This is a genomic window from Liquorilactobacillus sucicola DSM 21376 = JCM 15457 (assembly GCF_000612445.1).
In the GTDB taxonomy this organism is placed as follows: Bacteria; Bacillota; Bacilli; order Lactobacillales; family Lactobacillaceae; genus Liquorilactobacillus; species Liquorilactobacillus sucicola.
Map to the genome: position 1 here is coordinate 137,440 of NZ_BALC01000004.1, position 20,352 is coordinate 157,791.

A 20,352-nucleotide genomic window follows, 5' to 3' on the forward strand; every position below is an offset into this window, starting at 1 on the left:
TGGTAATATGTTTATTCCAAATGAAAAAAGGTATGAAGCATTGCCTTATAGACGGGTCGGAAACACAGGGTTGCGTCTGCCAGTTATTTCTTTAGGTTTATGGAAGCGGTTTGATAGTGCTGCACCGTACTATGATAGGAAACAGGTCATTTTAAACGCTTTTAATAAGGGAATTTTCAGTTTTGATTGTGCAGATCATTATGGCGCTCCTGAAATAGGATCAGCTGAGACTTTGTTGGGCAATGTTCTGCATGATGAACTAAAACCATATAGGGATGAACTTGTTATTACGACCAAGGTGGGCTACCGTACCATTCCAGGGCCTTATGGGCATTTTTTGTCGCGTAAAACGATACTACAGTCGATTGACCAAAGTTTGAGAAGATTAGGAACAGACTATGTTGACGTTTATTATGCACATCGCTTTGATCCACATACTGATCTGGAAGAAACAGCGGTGGCTTTGAATGATGTTGTACGTCAGGGAAAGGCACTATACATTGGTATTTCTAACTTTGATGTTCAACAGACCAAGATGATCAGTAAGATCTTCAAAGAATTAGGAACACCTTTTACTGTCAATCAGGTTTCATACAACATCTTGAATCGCGAAGTTGAAAAAAGCGGCTTACTCAATACACTAAAACAAGAAGAAAAAGGAATCGTGGCATATGGTCCGCTAGCAGAAGGTCTTTTGAGTGACCGCTATTTAGATGGCATTCCCGATTCCTTTAAGATTCATCACACTAGCCAAGCAGTTTTTGATAATGGCAAAGATAAGGTACTTGCTAAAATACGCGAATTAAATGAGCTCGCAAAAGAACGAAAGCAGACTTTGTCGCAACTGGCATTGGCTTGGCTGTTGCGCAATGAGGTCGTTGCGAGCGTTATTATTGGGACAACTAGTTTGGAACATCTAGACGCTAACTTAGAGGCTGTGGATAATTTAGATTTCACTGCAGATGAACTGGAACATATCAACAGTATTTTAGAAAGTTAAACAAACAAGTGTGTAAAACTTAACCGGACATAAGTAAAATAGTATGAGGTTGCGGCGGAATAGAGAAGAGCCGTGATTTCATGCTATTTTTGGCTGAGTAAGAAAACATTGTGTAAATTTACAAAAGTGAAGGTAGATGCTAGAATACAAAAGATGGTTTTGAAGATGCACACCGTGGGGGATTACTATGATAAATGAGCCTAAGAATTAGATCATAGTTTGATGAATAAGAGATATTGCCTATCTGTAAAAAAAAACAGCACTACATTATCAGTGAAAGGACACCTAAAAAATGATAAACAAACTAAAAAAGTTTTTCGACATTACAATGCTCAAATTTATCATAGTTGGTATTGCAAATACTGCTTTTGGCATGGGAATCATGTTTTTGTTCTATAATCTGTTCCACTTTAATTACTGGGTTTCTTCAGCCTCTAATTATATATTTGGAAGTATTTTGAGCTATTTTTTGAATAAATACTTTACCTTTCAAAATAAGTCAAAGGATAAGCGAATTATTTTTCGTTTTGTGATAAATATTACGATTTGTTACATAATAGCCTACGGTGTTGCACAGCCTGTCATCAAAATCCTGTTCAATACCTTTCCTAAGGGGACACAAGATAACATTGCAATGCTGGCCGGAACAGTTTTTTTTGTGGGGTTGAATTATCTGGGACAAAGATTTTGGGCATTCAAAAAAGAATAGCTATTTTTACTTTGGGTAAGTGTTTTTTTGGAATAACTGATTTTAAATTAGACATGAAAGCTGCTTTTTTCCAGCAGTTTTTTTTGTTATAATCAATGGGTGTGCAAGCAGAAGCGGTTACAGTACAGTTATTGTCTAAGTAACAGCTAAAACCTGCAATGGTGGTTCGCGAAAATCCCACCAAAATAAAAAAACTAGAAAGAGGTCTTTGAAATGGAGAATACCCACGCTAAAACAGTGGGGCTGCTTAAAAGCGCCCTAGTTGCAGCACTTTATGTCGTGATTACGGTGGCTTTGCTGCCCTGGAGCTTTGGACCGATTCAACTGCGACTGGCCGAGATGCTGAATAATTTGGCAGTGTTTAACAAACGCTATATTTGGGCACTGACCCTAGGGTGTTTTATTGCTAATTTGTGGTCAAGTTTGGGTGCTGTCGATGTGGTTTTTGGTTCATTAGGCACATTAATGATGACGGGTGTTAGTTATTTATTGAGTCGTTTTGCTAAATCTACGCCACACAAGCTGGTAATCAGCGTGCTTTCATGCACAGTGCTGACATGGAGCGTGGCACTTGAATTGTTTTTTGTCAGCAATGTTCCTTTTTGGGCAACATATTTTACGGTTGCAGTAGGCGAGTTTATTTCGATGGTCATTGGAGCAGGCGTCTTTTGGCTCATCAGCTTGCGGATTGACCTGACTAAGTAAGACAATAAGACAGACATAGTAGAGGTCGCCTGGCAGTTCTCAACGGATAGGAAGGCCGACTGTGGAATAAAATAAAAAATTAAGGATCTGTAGCAAAATCAGAGATTTTGCACAGATCCTTGTTTGTGTTTGAAAATTACTTATAACTTGAGATCTCAAGTAGATTGTGGTCGTAGTCATTGATATAGATTGAAGTCATCTCGCCCTCCGAACCTATTCTTTTCATTGGACCTGCTAAGATAGGAACATAGTAGCTGATCAAATGATTAATGATGTGATCCATTGAATCACCCGCTATGATGCATAAGTCCGCGGAACCAGCAGTTGGGGCAGCCGGCAGCAAAGGTTTTTTTTCATGGTCAAGGTGAAACTCGATCAACTGATGACCGCAGCGGACACATTTTTCTTCGGCACTATTCTTTTCTTTGATGATCGGCATGTCGAATACTTCGTGGTAGAAACGAATAGCACGCGGCAAATCGGTAACTGTTAAAACAATATGATCAATACGTTTAATATTCAATTATAGTCAGCTCCTTTTGTAACCAAACATGGGCAATTATAACATGCATCTAGGGTGGCAACGCATTTTAAGCTGTGTTGAGCGGGGAAAACGGACTGTTTTCTATTAGAACACGTAATGCGTATATTTCGACTTAAAACACAAGGGGCTGGATCAAGTTAATTTTGATCTAGCTCCTTGTGTTTATCAGGTATAATAAGCATTCCTATAAGTCAAAAATTCCCAGCTAGCTCTGAATTACTCACAGTAAAAAACTTGCTGTGTTCAATTTCGAATTAGCTCTCAAGGTTCCCCGCCTTACAGCACACTTAAATGTTTTACTACTAATGCAGAATTAATCCGCAAAGGTGTCATTTTCGACATCTTGCAAGAATTTCTTTAGATGTGCGAAATAAACAGGCGCGTTATCGATCATATGATGATGTCCGCCGTTCGGAGTTGTTTCCAAACGTGCATGCGGAATTACATGTGCCATTCTTTTAGCAGTAGCGAGAGGCATTGTTTCATGCTCGCCGTAAGTAATTAACGTCGGCACATTTATTTTATGAATATCCTGACGTCGGTCCCAACCCTGCATCTTGCCGGTAACAACAAATTCGTTATCTCCTTGGAAGTAGTTGTAAACAGGAGTAGCTACGGTGTCAGTTAGATGCGAGATTGCTGGCGGTTGTTTACGATCTACATATCCACGATTCAAGATATCAATCAGTTTTTGATACTTATCATTAGCATAGTCATTTTTAGCTTCACAGCTCTTCATGAATTGAAGTTCATCAGCTGAGAACTCTTTTTCACGGATAGCATTGATATTAACAACGTATTCTTCAATATTATCTGTCATACTGGAAATAATAATGCCCTTAAGGTGGTCAGGATACTTAAGCGCATATTCCTGTGTTAGAATGCCACCCCACGATTGACCGATAAGGTAAAAGTTATCCAAACCGAGTTTTTGGCGGACTTCTTCCACTTCATCAATGAAATAATCCATGTTTAAGAACTTATCAATATTTTCCTGTTTTGTGAAATCAGGCTGGTCTGAGTACCATGAACCGAGTTGGTCGTACATTGATACTTGCACACCGAGATCTGCAAGTTTTTCTGCGAAGTTCTCATAGTATTCATGATTCCCGCCTGGGCCTCCATGCAGACAGAGCAACTGAATGTTGCCATGTCCTTCTGTATGTGTCCATAAATGATAACCATTGTCTAAAGTAAGAATGGTTGTACCTTGATTCATAATCAAACACCTAGTTTCTTTAAAGATAATTTTATCATAGCACTTTGAGAAGATTTAGCGGAATAAATTGGAAAAGATTAACCAAAACAGTTTATCCAGAATCAAGCAAATATAAGCTTTAAGCGGCTAGCACCGAGATTGATCGAATAGGCCAGATCCTCATTTCCCCGAACTGTCATCCCCATATCTGTGGCATAGATGATGAGGCCAATGTGATGCCCCTGAGGAAGGTGATAGAATGTTGGTTGCATTTTAGCACTAATGTTGTAGAAATAATTAGGTTGTAATTCATCATTCTGCCAGTTGGAATGCCTATTTTGAAGATTGATATGACCTTTTGAGATCATTTTCCAAGGAGTTTCCTGTGCTAAAGAGAATTCAACGAGATCGTCTTCCCGCCACTCAAAACCACAAGCAAGTCCCTTACGTTCAAGGACTGCTGGGGTAGGGGCAAGCCTCCTTGTACTGCCATAGTCGACCAGCATGAAACTCAGCATGCCGTGATCTTTATTAGTAGCGACGCTTAGAGTTACTTCTGGTTCTCCCTGAATTATTCTATCAGCCGGCACGGCTGCCGTTCTGAACAACAGTCGATTGTGTTTCAGCGGTGAATGGTCAGGTGTTAACAGTGCTTCCGTCCAAGCATTTAAATGATTTTGATAGTATTCAAAATCATCTGTAGTTAATTGATCTTGAAAATTAGCTGCTCCTTCAGCAGGACCTAGCTTTGAGGAAACTAGTTCGTGGGGACGCAAGTATAGTTCCTCAACATCATGCGTCGGAGCTATCCAATCCGTGAAACTATTCCACGTTTCTGGTTGGGTGTTATCTTGGACTAGAACATCTGGCAGAACAGTATTTGCTTGATTATCAATGTCGTATAATTTATAGGAAAGCCAGAGATTCATCATGTCATTGAAGTCAAGTGAACGCATGTTATTAATATAGATGTGCTGGCCTTGATGAAGAATGAGCTTGCGTGTAACAGGCAGCTGTTTTAATGACTGCCAGAGGTTAAAGACATTACGCGGTTTAACATTCCAATCATTAAGTCCATGAACCATAATGATATCGGCCTTAATCTTCGCAACATTCTTCAGATAGTTTCGTTCATCCCAAAAAGTGTTATAGTTACCGCTTTCCCGGGCTTGACCAGCCGTTATTTTATTCAATTGCTGTGCGAAGGCTTCTTTGACTTTTAAGTAATCGGCCGGATGCTTTTTACGGCTGAAGCACTCCATTGCCAGAACATCGGCGTCCTCGCCAGGAAATCCCCCAGGGGCAACAACAAGTCCGCCATCACGATAATAATCGTACCAGCTGGAGATAGCAGCTTCCGAAATGATGGTCTTTAACCCTTCAACTCCAGTTGTTGCCGCTGCGGTTGCTAAGGTTCCCAAATATGATTTCCCGGTCATTGCAATATTTTTATTGCACCACCAGGCCGCAATTGCACTTCCATCAATTTTGTTGGTAAAGGCTGTTCGCTGGCCGTTCAGCCATTCGATGACAGCAACAGCAGCAGCAGTTTCAGCAGGAGAACCACAGGTCCTGACTCCATCCGAATCGAGTGTACCGATTCCAGCAGAATAGACAGCAGCAAAACCACGTGCTAGCAAATAATCATTGAGTGTGTATGAAAATTCACGTCCAAATGTTTCTTCAGCTGTTTCAGTCTTAGCCGTGATTTCGCGTGGAGCGGGGACAGCAGCTTCTTGAGCCTGATATTCTATTTCTGCGTAATGGGTGTTGTTGGGTTCCTTGTGTTTCAAAGGAGTGTTCATGTTATGCATCATTTTTTTGCCGTCGGTATCGTTGGTTCCTTGGTTATAGGGACTAGCAGTAAAGATGGCTGGAACTTTCAACCCAGTATCAGTTTCCGCAGGCCTAATGATTTCTGTTTTGAGAAGATCACGTTTTCCATCGTGATCAGTATCCACAGCGGCTTCAACATAGACTACCTCACGAATTAACTTGTGTGTGTCAAAAACTGGTTGGGCTTTACCATTAAAAAATACTGGACCCGAAACATTACCCCACAGTGGCTTGAAATAGCCGAGTGAAGCTAGTTTATCCAACAGAGTCTGGCCACTGGCAGTGTAAGTGCAGAGAAGGTCATACCAAGCACTCAGGACATCTTCTCTTGAAATGATCTTTTTTTGATAAGTTAGGTTGTATTTTTTCATAGTCTCAAACGGGTTAGAGAGGGAAAAGTCTTCGTCGGGCTCAAATCCCAATAGCTGCAAGCCAACATTATAAAAAACTCGCTCATTTACGTTTTTTTTAGCAGCGTAAGCGGGTAGAGCAACTAGATTATCGGCCAGAAGCATTGCCGTTTTTTGATTTTTGGCGGCGACTGAGTGTGCTTGGGGAAAGGTCTTTTTAACTAAGCCTAACCACAGTTTAGTCGGTGTTTCAGTTGTAAGCAGTGAATGATCGAGATAGTGAATTCTTTTTAGTTCTGCGATCTTTGTTTCCAAAGAAGCATTTGTATGTGCGAATTGATTGAAATGCATAGGTAAAATCCTCCAGAAGTTATCTTTTAACTCCTAATTATAACGTAAAACAAGGTATGTGATTAAAATAATCTCTGTGTCTGGGGAGAAAATAAAAAAACTGCGAATTGTTAGATTCCATCTAGCAATTACACAGCTTTTTATGTTGCAATGCGCGCATAACTAATTATTTTTTGTTATTTGACTATGCTTGATACCATAAGTGAAGTAGATAACCATGCCGATCGCGAACCAGATGATCGATGCAATCCATGTTTCCTTTGATAATTGGGACAGCATTAGGATACATAGGAGCGTTGAAACAATCGGCAGAAATGGATAAAAGGGAACTTTGAATCCATTGTTGGGAATATCCTTGCGTTTTCGCAGAGGAATGATTCCGATTGAAACGAAAGTAAAGGCAATCAAAGTCCCAATATTGACAAGGTTAGTCAGTTGGGTCAATGAAACAAATCCACCCATAAAACTGATGATGATTGTTACGAAAGCCATACTTTTGTTGGGAGTGTGGTGTTCAGCGTTTACTTCACCAAGAAATTTGGGAAGCAGCCCATCACGACCGATAGAGTAAATTAAACGTGAACTGCTGTAGATCATGGTAACCATCATTGTGAACATTCCCGCGAGAGCCCCAATAGAGATAATACCAGCTATCCAGTTTAAGTGAACAAGCTGCAGGGCAAACGAAACTGGGTCAGCCACATTTAATTTGGTATAAGAAGTCATACCTGTGAGAACTATTGAAACTAAAATGTACAAAACCGTACAGATTAACAATGTTCCGATTATTCCAATTGGCATATTCTTACGCGGATTCTTGACTTCAGCTGCAGTTGCAGAAACGACATCAAAACCGAGATAGGCGAAAAAGACAAGTGATGCTCCCTTCAAAACTCCACCATAACCAAATGGAAAGAAAGGATGCCAGTTTGCTGGTTTAACATAGAACATACCAACAAGCAGGAAGAGAAAGATAATAGCTATTTTCACAACAACGATAATATTGTTGATACGTACAGATGTTTTAACACCTCTAGAAAGAATGAAAGAAATAAATAACACAATTAAAATTGCTACAATGTTAACGTAAGTTCCATGTGCCGGATCGAAACTGCCACTGACAGCTTTGGGAATCTTAAGACCAAAACCGGATATAAATGAATTGAAATATGCTGCCCATCCGGTTGAAACCGCAGCAACTGCCAGCATGTATTCGAGAATCAGAGCCCAACCCAAAAACCAGCCTATAATTTCACCGAAAACGATATTTCCGAATGAATACGCACTGCCAGCAATGGGAAGTGCAGATGAAAATTCAGCGTAGCACATGGCTGCAGTTGAGCAGATGATGGCTGCTACGACAAATGATAGGATGATACTAGGGCCGCTGTGCAGGGCGGCTACCGTTCCCGGTAGTATGAAGATACCAGTTCCAATAACGGCTCCAATGCCTAATGCGATCAGATCGCCAGCACCTAATGTTTTTGCAAGGCGGTTATCTTTGTCAATATAACGTGCCAAGCTTTCTTTTTTGAAAATCCTTTGTTTTAAATCCAATGAATGATCCCTCCGTTTCTTAAAAAAATAAAGCATACAGCCTTGATAATATACAACATTAGAGCATGATGTCAATTATATTTGAACGAATTAATAGCTGACAATGAATGAAATGTTGAAAAATCAAGGTTGAGCAGGCCGATATGATTGACTTTTAATGGAAAAATTAAAAAATAGCAGTGAATAACTGACATCTATTATTTTACCATGAGGAAAATTGACTAATGCTGCTGAAAGATATAAATTCATAGTCAAAGTTCTATTTTAAAACTATAATAACATATGTATACGGTAGATGAGTCAGCGAGTCCATGGGATCAAGCCATGTGAACATTTAGTTGAATTGAGGAATTGTATGAAACGACTTTTGATTATTTGCGGTCCATCTGGTGTTGGTAAAACAACTATTCAGGATTATTTGGTAAAAAATTATGGGTTTGAACGCGTTATCACACATACAACACGACCGCGAAGACCACATGAACTAGATGGACGCGACTATTATTTTGAAACTACAGAATCTTTTTTTAAGAACAATTATCTAGAACATGTCGAATATGCGCATTATCTTTATGGATCTTCTCGAGAAGGACTGCAGCGCGCTTGGCAGAAGTGTGATAAGACAGTTATCGTTTTAGATACAAAAGGAGCTGCCGCGTACTTCCGCCAGTTAACAGTGGAGTTAAGGTGCTGGTATATCAGTGTATCGGATAAAAAAATGCTAGCCAGTAGGTTGAAAAAAAGGGGTGCTGATAACGCGGCAGTCACAAAACGACTAGCTAGTTTGGAAGCACAGCGAGATATGCATGTCCCAACTGAACTTAGAAATTCTTGTCATCTTATTCGTAATGACGATTGGGGAAAAACTAAAAAAACAATTGCAGAAATGTTACGGGCTGAGGGCTGGGACAATTAATTTTTATTATAGATGAGCTATGGTATACTATGCTTAATAGTAATAATTATTATTTGTATAGAGGAGCATAGAGCTTATGATAGAAGTTGCGGTTAAATTGTTGCAGAAGAATAATTATAAGATTACTAAACAGCGATTAAGTTTGTTGGAATATTTAAGCCATTTTCAGGAACAATATATCAACGTTGTGGCGGTTGATAAATATATGCACAGTATTTATCCTGGCATGAGTCATAATACGATTTACAGAAACATCAAAGAATTCGAAGAAGTTGGAATTGTCGAACAGCGAACAAAAGACGGAAATGCAAGTGTCAAGTATCAATGTGATTTTATACATCAGCATCATCATCATTTTATTTGTAAACACTGTGGCAAGGTCCAAGAGGTAGAAATGTGCCCATTAGATTATTTCGAGCAGCAGCTTCCGGGTTGTCGAATTGATGAACATCATTTTGAATTGTACGGTTTATGTGCCGATTGTATAAAATTAAGCAAAGATCAGCCTGACTAGTATCTTTTGCGGGCTAATTTTGGTTTAATAATATTAAGTTTCGGAGTAAGAAATGGAGAGATCAAGAATGGCTTATCGAACACCGCCCTTTATTACACCATTTGCGGTTATGTCAGTTGTGTTGGCTTTAGGTGCAACCAATGTTGCGGTGAACAAGGCAACCAATACATCTGAAGGTAGACCGGTGACACAGAAGGTTGAACAGACCAGTTCCGTTCCAAACGGCTCGAGTAATTCTTCCAAACCTGCTGACTCCAGCGATAAGAAGAGCAGTTCGGATGATGACAGTGAAGAAGATTCATCAAGGTCCAGCAGTGAAGACAGCTCTGTTTCGTCTGCGGAGAGCCAAGAGAGCAGCAGTACATCTGAAGAAGATCAAAGTTCAGCTGAATCAGCAACTTCTGCTTCGCGTACAAGCAGCAGCACAACGAGTAGGGAAAATAATAATGAGAATGATGCGACACAATCTAGTTCCCAGACTGGTACTAACCGACAGAATTCGAGTTCAGCTTCAAGTACCCAAAGTCAAAATACGCAAAACAATCAAGATAATCAGAACAACCAAAATGTTCAAAATGATAACAATACTGGAGAATAGGGGGAAATGACTTGTTCGGTCTTATAGGGTTGATTAATAGCTATCTAGGATACATCAATATCAATGTCAAATTGAAAAATCGTGTGTACACTATTTTAGGAACGGCCGGCAATTTCTATCTGTTGTATGTGGCCTATCGCTTTCTAGCAAACGGCTTCTTGGCTCGCGGTCTATTGTTTGTCTTGGCATTTTTTGTTATCAGTTACTTTGCTTATTTGAATATTCTCTATTTTTTCACATCCAAAAAATCACGATTTGATTTTTCACCTTGGATTGAGAAAAAATTAGGGATGAAACCTAAAGAAGAAACAGCAGATAAAAGAAATGCAAGACCGCAAGCAGGATTTGTGCAGACCAATGGACTTTTCAAAGGCGAAGCGACATTGCCTGCGAAACTTAAAAGAAGTCCTGCAGAGATTCAGGCTTTAAATGAGATTGTTGCCCAGTTGGAAGCACAGGGCTATCTGCGGCTTGACTATGGTGGCCGCAGTGATGACGAACTGTTTAAGTTGGCTAGAACGAAGAAAGAAAATATTTACGCATTGAGCGAGCCAGTTGCGTTGCCTTATTTTGAGCTGGTGCATGAGGCAGGACACTTAGATCTATACGGCGGGATTAATCAGATTGAAAGGAAAAAACTTGGCCGGATCCAGTCTGTGGGACTGATGCCGGCTGCTGAGGTTGAACGAAAGTACAGTCTGTTCATAGCGACTGCAGTTGTCCAAGGTGGTGCATACAAATTCGCCGGACGATCAACAGTAATGCACGAAGACGGACCATATGATTTAAAGATTCAAGTTGCATATAGAGAAAAGGAAGCGGCTAAGAAGCTATAGATGCTGGTGGCGTAAAATTTCTTACAGTCTGTCTTGAAAATTAAATGCATAAAATGAAAAAAGTTGCGGTAATGTTTATTTTGCCACAGCTTTTTTAATTTGTTTTTAAGATAAAGGCGCAGCTTTGAAAAATTTGTTAATGCGAAAAAATAGTTAACTTTGTTTTTTTAGTGGAAGGCACAGCTTTTTATTTTTAGAAGAAATTACTTATGCTGTGAAAATTTACAGTAAAAGCAGCATGACTTTTCTGAAAAAACATTGATAGATCTTCAGATGAAACTATATAATTTAAAGTAATTTAGCTGTTGAGTTTTAAAAGTATATGAATTGTTTTAGGCTTTTAACTTTGTTAAACAAAGTTAAAATGGCAAAAATAATATTAAAAAACATAATTAATTCGAAATTCTTGCGCAAAATCAAATTAAAATTTAATATTGTAGTTACCGGAAATTAATGATTGTTCTCAAGGGGGAAAAAAGAATGGCAATGATTGAGTTTAAAAATGTTGAAAAGTACTATGATCAGTTTCATGCGCTAAAGAATATCAACCTGAAGGTAGACAAGGGTGAAGTTGTTGTTGTCATCGGTCCTTCTGGTTCTGGAAAAAGTACATTAATTAGGACTATCAATGGCCTCGAAGATTTTACTGAAGGACAGCTGATTGTTAACGGGTATGACTTGGCCGATAAGAAGACGGATTTAAATCAGATTAGGAAAGATGTTGGAATGGTTTTTCAGCATTTTAATCTCTACGATAACAAAACAGTGCTTGAGAATATTATGTTGGCACCTAAGCTGGTTTTGAAGCGCGATCCTAAGGAAAATAAAGATCTTGCCATGCGGCTTTTGAAGAGCGTTGGAGTAGCAGATAAGGCTGGTTCATATCCACGTCAGCTTTCAGGCGGTCAGAAACAACGTGTAGCAATTGCACGCAGCTTGGCAATGAAACCTAAAGCATTATTATTTGATGAACCGACTTCTGCACTTGATCCTGAGATGATTGATGATGTGTTGAATGTTATGAAGAAAATCGCGACTGAAGGAATGACAATGGTTGTTGTTACCCATGAGATGGGTTTTGCCCGCGAAGTGGCGGATCGTGTTATTTTTATTGATAATGGCGAGATCCTTGAGGATGAAAAGGCTGACGTCTTCTTCAAAGCACCTAAGGAGAAAAGAGCACAACAATTCTTAAGCAAAATCATCAAGCATTAAGAGGGGGAAGAATGATGAGAAGATGGAAATCGATCCTTGTTTTATGCGGGATGCTTTTATTGACCCTATCACTTGGTGCTTGTTCGAATGAGAAGAGTGCACAGCAAAATGCGTTGAAGAGGAGTCAGGAAAGCAACACTCTTACATGGGGCGTTAAGGCTGATACGCGTTTGTTTGGGCTGATGGATATTAAATCAGGAACGATCAAGGGGTTTGATATTGACATGGGCAAGGAAGTTACTAAGAGAGTTCTTGGCAAGAAGGGGCATGCGAAGTTCGTTCAAGTTACCAGCAAGACACGTATTCCCTTACTTAAAAATGGCAATATTGACGCTATTATAGCTACGATGACAATTACACCTGACCGAGAAAAGATCGTTGATTTTTCGAATGTGTATTTTGCGGCCGGTCAGTCATTGCTGGTAAAAAAAGATAGCGACATTAAAAATGTGCGAGATTTAAATAAAGATGGAATGACTGTTTTGGCAGTCAAAGGCTCAACTTCGGCGGTCAATGTCAAAAAGTATGCACCGAAAGCCAAGGTTCTAGAATTAGAGGATTATGCCCAAGCTTTTACGGCACTTAAATCAGGTCAAGGCGATGCCATGACAACTGATAATGGTATTTTGTTTGGTATAGCTGCAGAGAATCCAGGTTATCATGTAGTCGGTGGAGCATTTACCAATGAACCTTATGGGATTGCGGTCGATAAAGGACAAACTCAGTTAAAAAATAAGATTGATCAGGCGATTGCCGACATGAGAAGAGACGGCACCTATCAAAGACTGTTGCAGAAGTGGTTTGGAAATGTCGCAGGATTTGATTTGAAGGAGGCGAGCCAACAATGATAAATGTCTTTACGCAACATTGGCAAGAATTACTGCTTGGTTTTGGTAATACACTTCTTTGCAGTGTAATAGCTTTATTCTTTAGTTTGATAATCGGCTCGACATTTGCGATTTTTGAAGTTTTGCCTTATAAGGTATTGCATATTATTGGGCGCGTCTATATCGAAGTTTTCCGTAATATACCTCTGTTGGTAATCGGCATGTTCTTTTACGTTGTTGTACCGCAATTCTTTGTTACCCTAGATGGTTTCACTGCTGGAACAATTGGGCTGACGCTATATACCTCGTCTTTTATCGCAGAAACGGTTCGTGCAGGTATTCAGGCAGTCGATGACGGACAAATGGAAGGTGCTCGTGCTAATGGGTTGACATTTATGCAGGCCATGTGGCATATTATCCTTCCGCAAGCATTTAGATATGTTATTCCGCCTTTAGGCAACCAGTTCATAAATTTAGTTAAGAATTCTTCTGTGTTAGCATTTGTGGCAGGCTTTGATCTGATGTATCAAGGTGATGCAATTGCTTCAACGACTTTTGATACTTTTAATACTTACATTGTTGTCGGTATTTTGTATCTGATAATTACGTTGCCATTGAGCTACTACATGCGCTATTTGGAGAAGAAGCTGGCCTAAAGGAGGAGGGTGAATTAAATGTCAAATTTAGCTGAAGCTTATTCGTGGATCAATTTACGCTATCTATTAGAAGGTTTGTGGGTAACGATTGAGGTGTCAGTCGTTTCAATTATCTTGAGTTTCATTTTTGGATCAATTTTAGGTATAATTCGCTATGTTCGCTTTCCTTTTGTGTCAGCCATAGTGGGGTTTGTTATCGACTTGATTAGAAATTTGCCTTTGCTGCTGCTTCTTTTCTTTACTTATTTTGGGCTTCCCAAGATTGGCATTAGAATGGAACCTTTGAGTGCGGCGATTGCAGCAATGACTGTTTTTGAATCAGCTATGATTGCTGAAATTGTTCGTAGCGGTATCCAAGCGGTCGATACGGGCCAAATGGAAGGAGCCCGCTCAGTCGGGATGACATATTGGCAAGGGCTGCGAGTGATCGTTTTACCACAGGCCATGAAAAAAATGATTCCGCCACTGGTAAGCCAGTTTATTTCTTTGATAAAGGATACTTCGCTGGCAACAATCATTGTACTGCCAGAACTGTTGTACCGGGCTCAGATTATTTATGGACAGAATACCCGCTATATGATACCGATGTTTATTGCATTGGCCGTGATGTACTTCGTTGTATGTTATGCCTTATCGCTAGTGGCATCAGGTCTTGAAAAGAGAACTAGTTAATATAGTATTATTGAAATTAAGTGAAAAATAAAAACCGTTTTGAGATGAGGTACATAGTCAACATCTCAAGAACGGTTTTTTTATGATTTGTTTTTAATGCTGCAAATGATTATCGTTTCTAAATTTATTTTTGTAGAAATAGATTGGAATGCCGACTACTACGATTATGAGTGATACGAAGACGCCTTGAGTATCAGAGATGATTTCACTGATCAAAACAAAAATGGCTCCACCAATAGCAATGATAGGAATCCAGGGATAAAGCGGAACAGAGAAAGGACGCGGTAGTTGCGGCCGAATAAGGCGTAATTTGAAGAGGCCGAAGAATGCCATCACGTAGAAGCAATAAACAGTGAAGATGCATAGTTCAGTTAAACGATCAGCATTGACGGTTAAGATCATTAAAACCGCGATTGCGAAAATCGTGAGTGTTGAAACCATTGGACTGCGAGTCTTAGCATTCAGATATGATAACTGTTTGGAAAAGGGTAGGTCATTATTTTTAGCCATTGCATACATGATGCGCGGGAAGGACATGACCTTGCCATTCAGACATCCAGCAATAGAGATAATGATACCAATACTGAGAAGTTTACCACCTAGGCTGCCGAACGCGATCGTTGCAAAGTGTGGTGTTGTATTTTCGCCGAATTGATGAATTTGATCAGCTGATAACACACTAAAGACACCCCAAGTAACTAAAACATAAGCCAGCAAAACTATTACTAGCCCCCAGATGATGGCTAACGGAAGTAATTTTTGCGGATTTTTGATCTCTCCACCCATGTTTGCAAGAAGAATCCAGCCATCATATGCGAAGAGTGTGGCTAAGATTGCAACTCCAAAATTACCTGTAGCGCCAGTTGAAGCCTGCGTAGCGACATTTCCCAAAGCATTATGGTCACCAAAAAAAAGTCCAAAAATAATGATTGCGATAATCGGGATAAACTTTCCAATGGTAGTCAAAATCTGAAAGGCCGCACCATAGCGGTTGGACAGCAGATTAAAAAAAGTTATTAGAGCCACTGACAGTATAGCGAGTGGATGCTGCCATGATGAGGACAAGCCGAAAAAAGCGACTAATAATATGGCTAGGTAAGAACCGAGCGCGGCAATCATAGCCGGTCCGTAGATAATGATCTGCATCCAACCAGAAAGGAAGCCCCATAATTTACCGTAGATTTTTTCCATGTAAACATAAAGTCCGCCAGTATGCGGCATCTGTGCACCGATCTCGCAATCGTTAGGCCGGATGCCAAGGTAAGGAGTCCCCCGAAAAGCCATGCAAGCAAGGCCATAGTGGTTGAGTGGGAATAATCTAAAACGGATGCTTGTTTGAAGAAGATTCCTGAACCGATTACAGTTCCAATGACCATGGCAAGCGACGACCATAAGCCAAGTGTGCGCTTGAGCTTTACTTGTTCTTTCATTGTTCAATTCCTTTCGTTTTATATTAAAATAAATTGTACTGTGGTGTGTCTACTCAGCTAAGAAACGTGCAAAGTATTTCTCCTGTGTGGGAGAAACTTCAGCGGTTATCCTAGCCCCGTCCTCTGTGTAATCTGTTGCAGTTACCAGTGCAAGATTATTGATTTTTTCAAGATAATGTCCTTGTTCATAAGAAATGAAGTATTTATGAGTTTGATAATCTCTGAAGAGGATCTTCTTGATCAGCTCTGCTAAAGCATTGAGCGATTTTTCATCGCGAGCACTGTAAGTTAGCTGATGTCCTTCTATTATCGGATAGTTACCACCAATTTTATCGGCCTTGTTAAAAGCATAGATCATAGGTGTGTTCTCAACCCCAAGTTCTTTCAAGGTTTCGTTGGTTACTTTTACCATCTCAGCGGAATGTTCATCCGAGATATCGACGACATGCAGTAGCAGATCGGCATTTTTAACTTCCGCTAATGTTGATTGAAAAGCTTTGACCAAGTTATGTGGCAATTTACTAACAAAACCGACAGTATCGCTTAACAGAAATTCACGTCTATCTTTGAAACGTAATTTACGAACAGATGTATCGAGTGTGGCGAAGAGCATATTTTTGGTCATTACTTTTTTGGTATCATCGCTGTTCAGTAGATGGAGCAAACCATTCATTGTTGTCGATTTGCCTGAGTTCGTGTATCCGACTAGGGCGACACTAGGAAGACCGGATTCTCGGCGTGAACTGCTTTTTACATACTGTTCTTTGTCAATGTTTTTTAATTCGCGAGTTAATTGTGTAATTTTCTTCTGGATTGTCCGCCGATTTAATTCAAGCTTTGTTTCACCGGCACCACGATTGGCAAGAGAGCCACTCGCACTTTGTTGATCTAACTTTTCGTGAACTGATGTCCGCAAACGCGGCAGTTTGTATTTAAGCCGTGCAACTTCCACCTGAAGCTGGGCTTCTTTTGTCCGTGCACGCGATGAAAAGATTTCAAGTATCAGTTCCGTTCGATCAAGGACATCTAATGAAGTTTCTTTTTCTAGATTACGGATTTGTGTAGGTGAAAGCTCATCATTTAAAAGGAGAACTGCAGCGTCCTTTGCTTGTGCTATTCGTGCAAGCTCCTCAATCTTGCCCTTTCCTAAATAAGTTGCTGCGACTGGTTTTTGAAGCTTCTGTCGGACTTCTGAAACGACTTGCATATTATTTGCGTATGCCAATTCTGCTAGTTCCTGCATTAGGTAGTCAAAATTGGACTGCTGATTTTCAATTCCCGCGATAATAACTGGAATCATGAGAAACTCCCCTCCTTTGTTACTCAAACATTATAACATTTAATTAATATGGTCGTTGAATAAGATAAAGATGAGAGGTTACTCTGATAGTATTTGATAGCGTTAACTGCTTAATTGTCAGAAATACGCGGCATTCTCTAGCACATAAAGTTAAAAAAATTGGCTAAAAAAGCAGTGAAATTGATTATTTTTCAATTAGAAATACTTTTTGCGATTGCAAGAAAAAACTGTAGTTTGCTTTGAAAAAATAAATAAAGGCAGCTAAATATTAACAAAAAAAAGTTGTAACAGCATACATCCCGTTGAATTTGCGAAAAAAAGCACTTATTAGCAGTAATATAAGAATTTTTGCTTGTATTTAATTTAAATTTCATATAAAATTTAAGCACTGTTATAAATAATGTTTCGGAAGAAACAAAAAAGGGAGTAGTTTTGCGATGAAATTGAACAAATTCGCTAAGCTTGGAGCAGTTGCAGTGCTGTCAGCAGTATTTTTGGCAGCTTGCGGTTCTAAGAGTTCAAGCAGCTCATCCAAGCAAGTTTTAAATTGGGATCAAACTGCGGAGTTACCGACAATGGATCTATCCAAGGCAACTGATCGTGTTAGTTTTGATACATTGAATAATACAAATGAAGGTTTGTATCGTTTAGGCAAGGACAGCAAGGTCGAACCGGGGATGGCTACTAAGACGGTAGTATCTAATGATGGCTTGAAGTATACATTCACATTGCGTAAGAATGCTAAGTGGAGCAATGGGGATAAAGTTACAGCCAAAGATTTTGTATACTCATGGCAGCGGACAGTTAAACCTTCAACAGGTTCACAATACGCATACCTCTTCAGCGGTATTCAAAATGCTGATGATATCACGGCTGGTAAGAAGGCACCATCAACTTTGGGTGTTAAAGCAGACGGCGATTATAAATTAGTAGTTACATTGGACAAACAGATTCCATACTTCAAGTTATTGATGGGCTTTGCAAGTTTCTTCCCGCAAAACCAGAAAACTGTTGAAAAATATGGCAGCAAATACGGAACAGCTTCAAAATACATGGTATACAATGGACCATTTAAGTTAACCAAATGGACTGGTTCTAATCTGAGCTGGACGATGAAGAAGAACAATGATTACTGGGACAAGAAGAATGTTAAGTTGTCAGCCATCAATAATAAGGTCAACAAGAGCAATTCGACAGGTTACAACTTGTATCAGTCTGACAAGCTTGACATGACTTATTTAAATGCTGAACAAGCAAAACGTTTAGCTGATTCTAAAGAATTAGTTACACGTCGCGGGGCATCAACATTCTACCTTGAATACAACCAAACCAAGAAGGAATTCCAAAACAAGAAGATCCGTCAGGCATTATCCTTGGTCATCAATCGCAAGCAATTCACAGACAAAGTTTTAGGTGACGGTTCGACTGTTGCTAAAGGGTTAGTAGCATCTGACATGTCTAAGCATAATGGCAAGGACTTTGCTGACGAAGCTGAAGTTAAAGAAGCAACAGCAACAGATACTGCTAAGGCTAAGAAACTTTGGAACGAAGGTTTGAAAGAATTAGGTGTCAAAGAATTAAGTTTTGCATTATTGAGTGATGATACTGATAAAGCAAAGGACTCAACTGAATTTATTCAGAGTCAGATCGAAGAAAATCTTTCTGGTGCAAAAGTTTCTGTTACTAATGTACCGTTCAAGACTCGTTTAGATCGTTCAGTGAAAGGAAACTTTGATGTTGTTATCACTGCTTGGGGTGCTGACTTCGCCGATCCAATCAGTTTCTTAGATTTATTCACTGCAGACAACACTTATAACAATGGTAAGTGGAAGAATGCTGAATATGATAAATTGATCGAATCTTCGAAGACAACCAATGCTGGCGATACATCTAAACGTTGGGATGACTTAGTTCAAGCACAAAAAGTCTTATTAAAAGACCAAGGTATCGCTCCTATCTACCAACAGGCAGAAGCAACAATGGTTAAATCTAAAGTTAAAGGCGTTATCTACAACTCTGCAGGTGCAAACTACAACTTTAAGGATGCATATATTAAGTAAACAGCTTCGTTTATTTTAGAATTTAAAAATCGATTGGGGGATTAACATCAAATGTTAACCCCCAATTGCTATTTGACGGTATATAATAAAAAAAGCTGCTAGATGCGGTTTGTTAATCTATCTTGTTATTAGAATGTGAGGAAATAATATGCGGAAATATCTTCTTAAGCGTGTTTTCTATATGATATTGACGTTATTCTTGGTTGCGACGATCACCTTTTTCTTGATGAAATTAATGCCAGGGACGCCTTATTCAAATCAGCAGAAAATGACGGCTCAACAAATTCAGATCATGAACGAACAGTATGGTTTGAATAAACCTATGTGGGTACAATATCTGATTTATCTGGGTGGAATGCTCCACGGTGATCTTGGAGTTTCATTCCAGTTCAGTAATCAACCTGTTTCTTATCTGATTGCTAGTCGGATCGGCGCTTCAGCACAGTTAGGCATCCAAGCAATGATTTTCGGAGTTGTTTTAGGAATAATCATTGGTTCGGTTGCCGCTGTTAATAGAAATACTTGGGTTGATACGCTGTGTACGGTGCTGTCAATCATCGGGAAATCAGTCCCTAACTTTGTTTTAGCTGTTTTACTGCAGTTCTATATTGCTTTAAAACTAGGATGGTTTCCAATTGCCGATTGGGGCGGTTTCAGTTATACGGTTCTGCCGACGATCGCACTTGGTGTGGGACCATTAGCTGAAACGGCGCGCTTTATTCGAACTGGAATGGTTGATGTACTTAATTCCGACTATATTGAACTGGCCAAAGCAAAAGGCTTAACGCGTTATGGGATTGTGTGGCATCATGCGCTGCGCAACAGTTTGATACCATTAGTAACTTTGATTGGTCCATATACGGTAACTTTGATGACGGGTTCAATGGTTATTGAAAATATCTTCTCAATTCCTGGAATCGGTGAACAATTTGTTAAATCGATCCTAACCAATGATTATCCAACAATCATGGGTGTCACGATGTTGTTTTCCGCTGGATTAGTTGCTGTTATTTTAATAACAGACGTTATTTATGGAATTATTGATCCACGGATTCGCCTAAGTGGAAGTGGGGATTAA

General features: G+C 39.6%; 18 protein-coding genes and 1 pseudogene. 13 read left to right on the plus strand and 6 right to left on the minus strand.

Features of this window, described 5'->3' with window-relative positions:
* Window positions 1-7 precede the first annotated feature (7 nt).
* The 3 genes from JCM15457_RS07815 to JCM15457_RS07825 all read left to right on the plus strand — a co-directional run bounded on the left by JCM15457_RS07815 (window position 8) and on the right by JCM15457_RS07825 (window position 2,414).
* The gene (locus tag JCM15457_RS07815; RefSeq protein WP_034989012.1) at window positions 8-1,000 is read left to right on the plus strand and encodes an aldo/keto reductase; all 993 of its coding nucleotides are present in this window, start codon (window positions 8-10) and stop codon (window positions 998-1,000) included.
* 292 nt (window positions 1,001-1,292) lie between these two features.
* On the plus strand, window positions 1,293-1,709 hold the full coding sequence (locus tag JCM15457_RS07820) for a GtrA family protein (protein WP_235725632.1): 417 nt from the start codon (window positions 1,293-1,295) through the stop codon (window positions 1,707-1,709).
* A gap of 213 nt (window positions 1,710-1,922) precedes the next feature.
* Window positions 1,923-2,414 (plus strand): QueT transporter family protein, encoded by a 492-nt coding sequence (locus tag JCM15457_RS07825; RefSeq protein ID WP_034989013.1) that lies wholly within the window; start codon window positions 1,923-1,925, stop codon window positions 2,412-2,414.
* Window positions 2,415-2,550: 136 nt separating this feature from the next.
* On the opposite strand, the gene JCM15457_RS07830 is transcribed toward JCM15457_RS07825, so the two are convergent.
* The 4 genes from JCM15457_RS07830 to JCM15457_RS07845 all read right to left on the minus strand — a co-directional run bounded on the left by JCM15457_RS07830 (window position 2,551) and on the right by JCM15457_RS07845 (window position 8,250).
* Window positions 2,551-2,937, minus strand: coding sequence for a VOC family protein (locus tag JCM15457_RS07830; RefSeq protein WP_034989015.1), 387 nt, complete (start codon window positions 2,935-2,937; stop codon window positions 2,551-2,553).
* A gap of 334 nt (window positions 2,938-3,271) precedes the next feature.
* Window positions 3,272-4,177 carry a proline iminopeptidase-family hydrolase gene (locus JCM15457_RS07835; protein WP_034989016.1) on the minus strand — a complete coding sequence of 302 codons (906 nt, stop codon included), beginning with the start codon at window positions 4,175-4,177 and terminating at the stop codon, window positions 3,272-3,274.
* A gap of 101 nt (window positions 4,178-4,278) precedes the next feature.
* Window positions 4,279-6,693: a Xaa-Pro dipeptidyl-peptidase gene (locus JCM15457_RS07840; RefSeq protein WP_034989017.1), complete on the minus strand. Its 2,415-nt coding sequence runs from the start codon at window positions 6,691-6,693 to the stop codon at window positions 4,279-4,281.
* 162 nt (window positions 6,694-6,855) lie between these two features.
* On the minus strand, window positions 6,856-8,250 hold the full coding sequence (locus tag JCM15457_RS07845; RefSeq protein ID WP_034989018.1) for an APC family permease: 1,395 nt from the start codon (window positions 8,248-8,250) through the stop codon (window positions 6,856-6,858).
* 355 nt (window positions 8,251-8,605) lie between these two features.
* Between JCM15457_RS07845 and JCM15457_RS07850 the strand changes: the two genes are divergently transcribed.
* The 8 genes from JCM15457_RS07850 to JCM15457_RS07885 all read left to right on the plus strand — a co-directional run bounded on the left by JCM15457_RS07850 (window position 8,606) and on the right by JCM15457_RS07885 (window position 14,484).
* Complete coding sequence (locus tag JCM15457_RS07850; protein WP_034989020.1) at window positions 8,606-9,166, plus strand: guanylate kinase; 561 nt, start codon at window positions 8,606-8,608, stop codon at window positions 9,164-9,166.
* Between the two features lie 76 nt (window positions 9,167-9,242).
* Entirely contained in the window at window positions 9,243-9,680 is a 438-nt protein-coding gene (locus tag JCM15457_RS07855) for a Fur family transcriptional regulator (RefSeq protein ID WP_034989022.1), read from the plus strand.
* Window positions 9,681-9,747: 67 nt separating this feature from the next.
* Window positions 9,748-10,278, plus strand: a complete 531-nt coding sequence (locus JCM15457_RS07860; RefSeq protein ID WP_034989024.1) for a hypothetical protein — start codon at window positions 9,748-9,750, stop codon at window positions 10,276-10,278.
* Between the two features lie 11 nt (window positions 10,279-10,289).
* A complete protein-coding gene (locus JCM15457_RS07865) occupies window positions 10,290-11,114 on the plus strand; it encodes a DUF6681 family protein (protein ID WP_034989026.1) in 825 nt (274 codons plus the stop codon).
* Between the two features lie 480 nt (window positions 11,115-11,594).
* Window positions 11,595-12,329, plus strand: coding sequence for an amino acid ABC transporter ATP-binding protein (locus JCM15457_RS07870; RefSeq protein ID WP_034989028.1), 735 nt, complete (start codon window positions 11,595-11,597; stop codon window positions 12,327-12,329).
* Window positions 12,330-12,343: 14 nt separating this feature from the next.
* Window positions 12,344-13,177: a transporter substrate-binding domain-containing protein gene (locus tag JCM15457_RS07875; protein WP_034989029.1), complete on the plus strand. Its 834-nt coding sequence runs from the start codon at window positions 12,344-12,346 to the stop codon at window positions 13,175-13,177.
* A complete protein-coding gene (locus JCM15457_RS07880; RefSeq protein WP_034989031.1) occupies window positions 13,174-13,812 on the plus strand; it encodes an amino acid ABC transporter permease in 639 nt (212 codons plus the stop codon). Before JCM15457_RS07875 ends, JCM15457_RS07880 begins: the two co-directional genes overlap by 4 nt.
* Window positions 13,813-13,830: 18 nt before the next feature.
* Complete coding sequence (locus tag JCM15457_RS07885) at window positions 13,831-14,484, plus strand: amino acid ABC transporter permease (RefSeq protein WP_034989032.1); 654 nt, start codon at window positions 13,831-13,833, stop codon at window positions 14,482-14,484.
* 93 nt (window positions 14,485-14,577) lie between these two features.
* Here JCM15457_RS07885 and JCM15457_RS07890 read toward each other — a convergent pair.
* Window positions 14,578-15,914, minus strand: a pseudogene (locus tag JCM15457_RS07890) (APC family permease).
* Between the two features lie 49 nt (window positions 15,915-15,963).
* Window positions 15,964-17,214: a GTPase HflX gene (gene hflX, locus JCM15457_RS07895; RefSeq protein ID WP_034989034.1), complete on the minus strand. Its 1,251-nt coding sequence runs from the start codon at window positions 17,212-17,214 to the stop codon at window positions 15,964-15,966.
* A gap of 437 nt (window positions 17,215-17,651) precedes the next feature.
* On the opposite strand from hflX, the gene JCM15457_RS07900 reads away from it, so the two are divergent.
* A complete protein-coding gene (locus tag JCM15457_RS07900) occupies window positions 17,652-19,274 on the plus strand; it encodes a peptide ABC transporter substrate-binding protein (RefSeq protein ID WP_034989037.1) in 1,623 nt (540 codons plus the stop codon).
* A gap of 148 nt (window positions 19,275-19,422) precedes the next feature.
* Entirely contained in the window at window positions 19,423-20,352 is a 930-nt protein-coding gene (gene opp3b / locus JCM15457_RS07905; RefSeq protein WP_034989039.1) for an oligopeptide ABC transporter permease, read from the plus strand.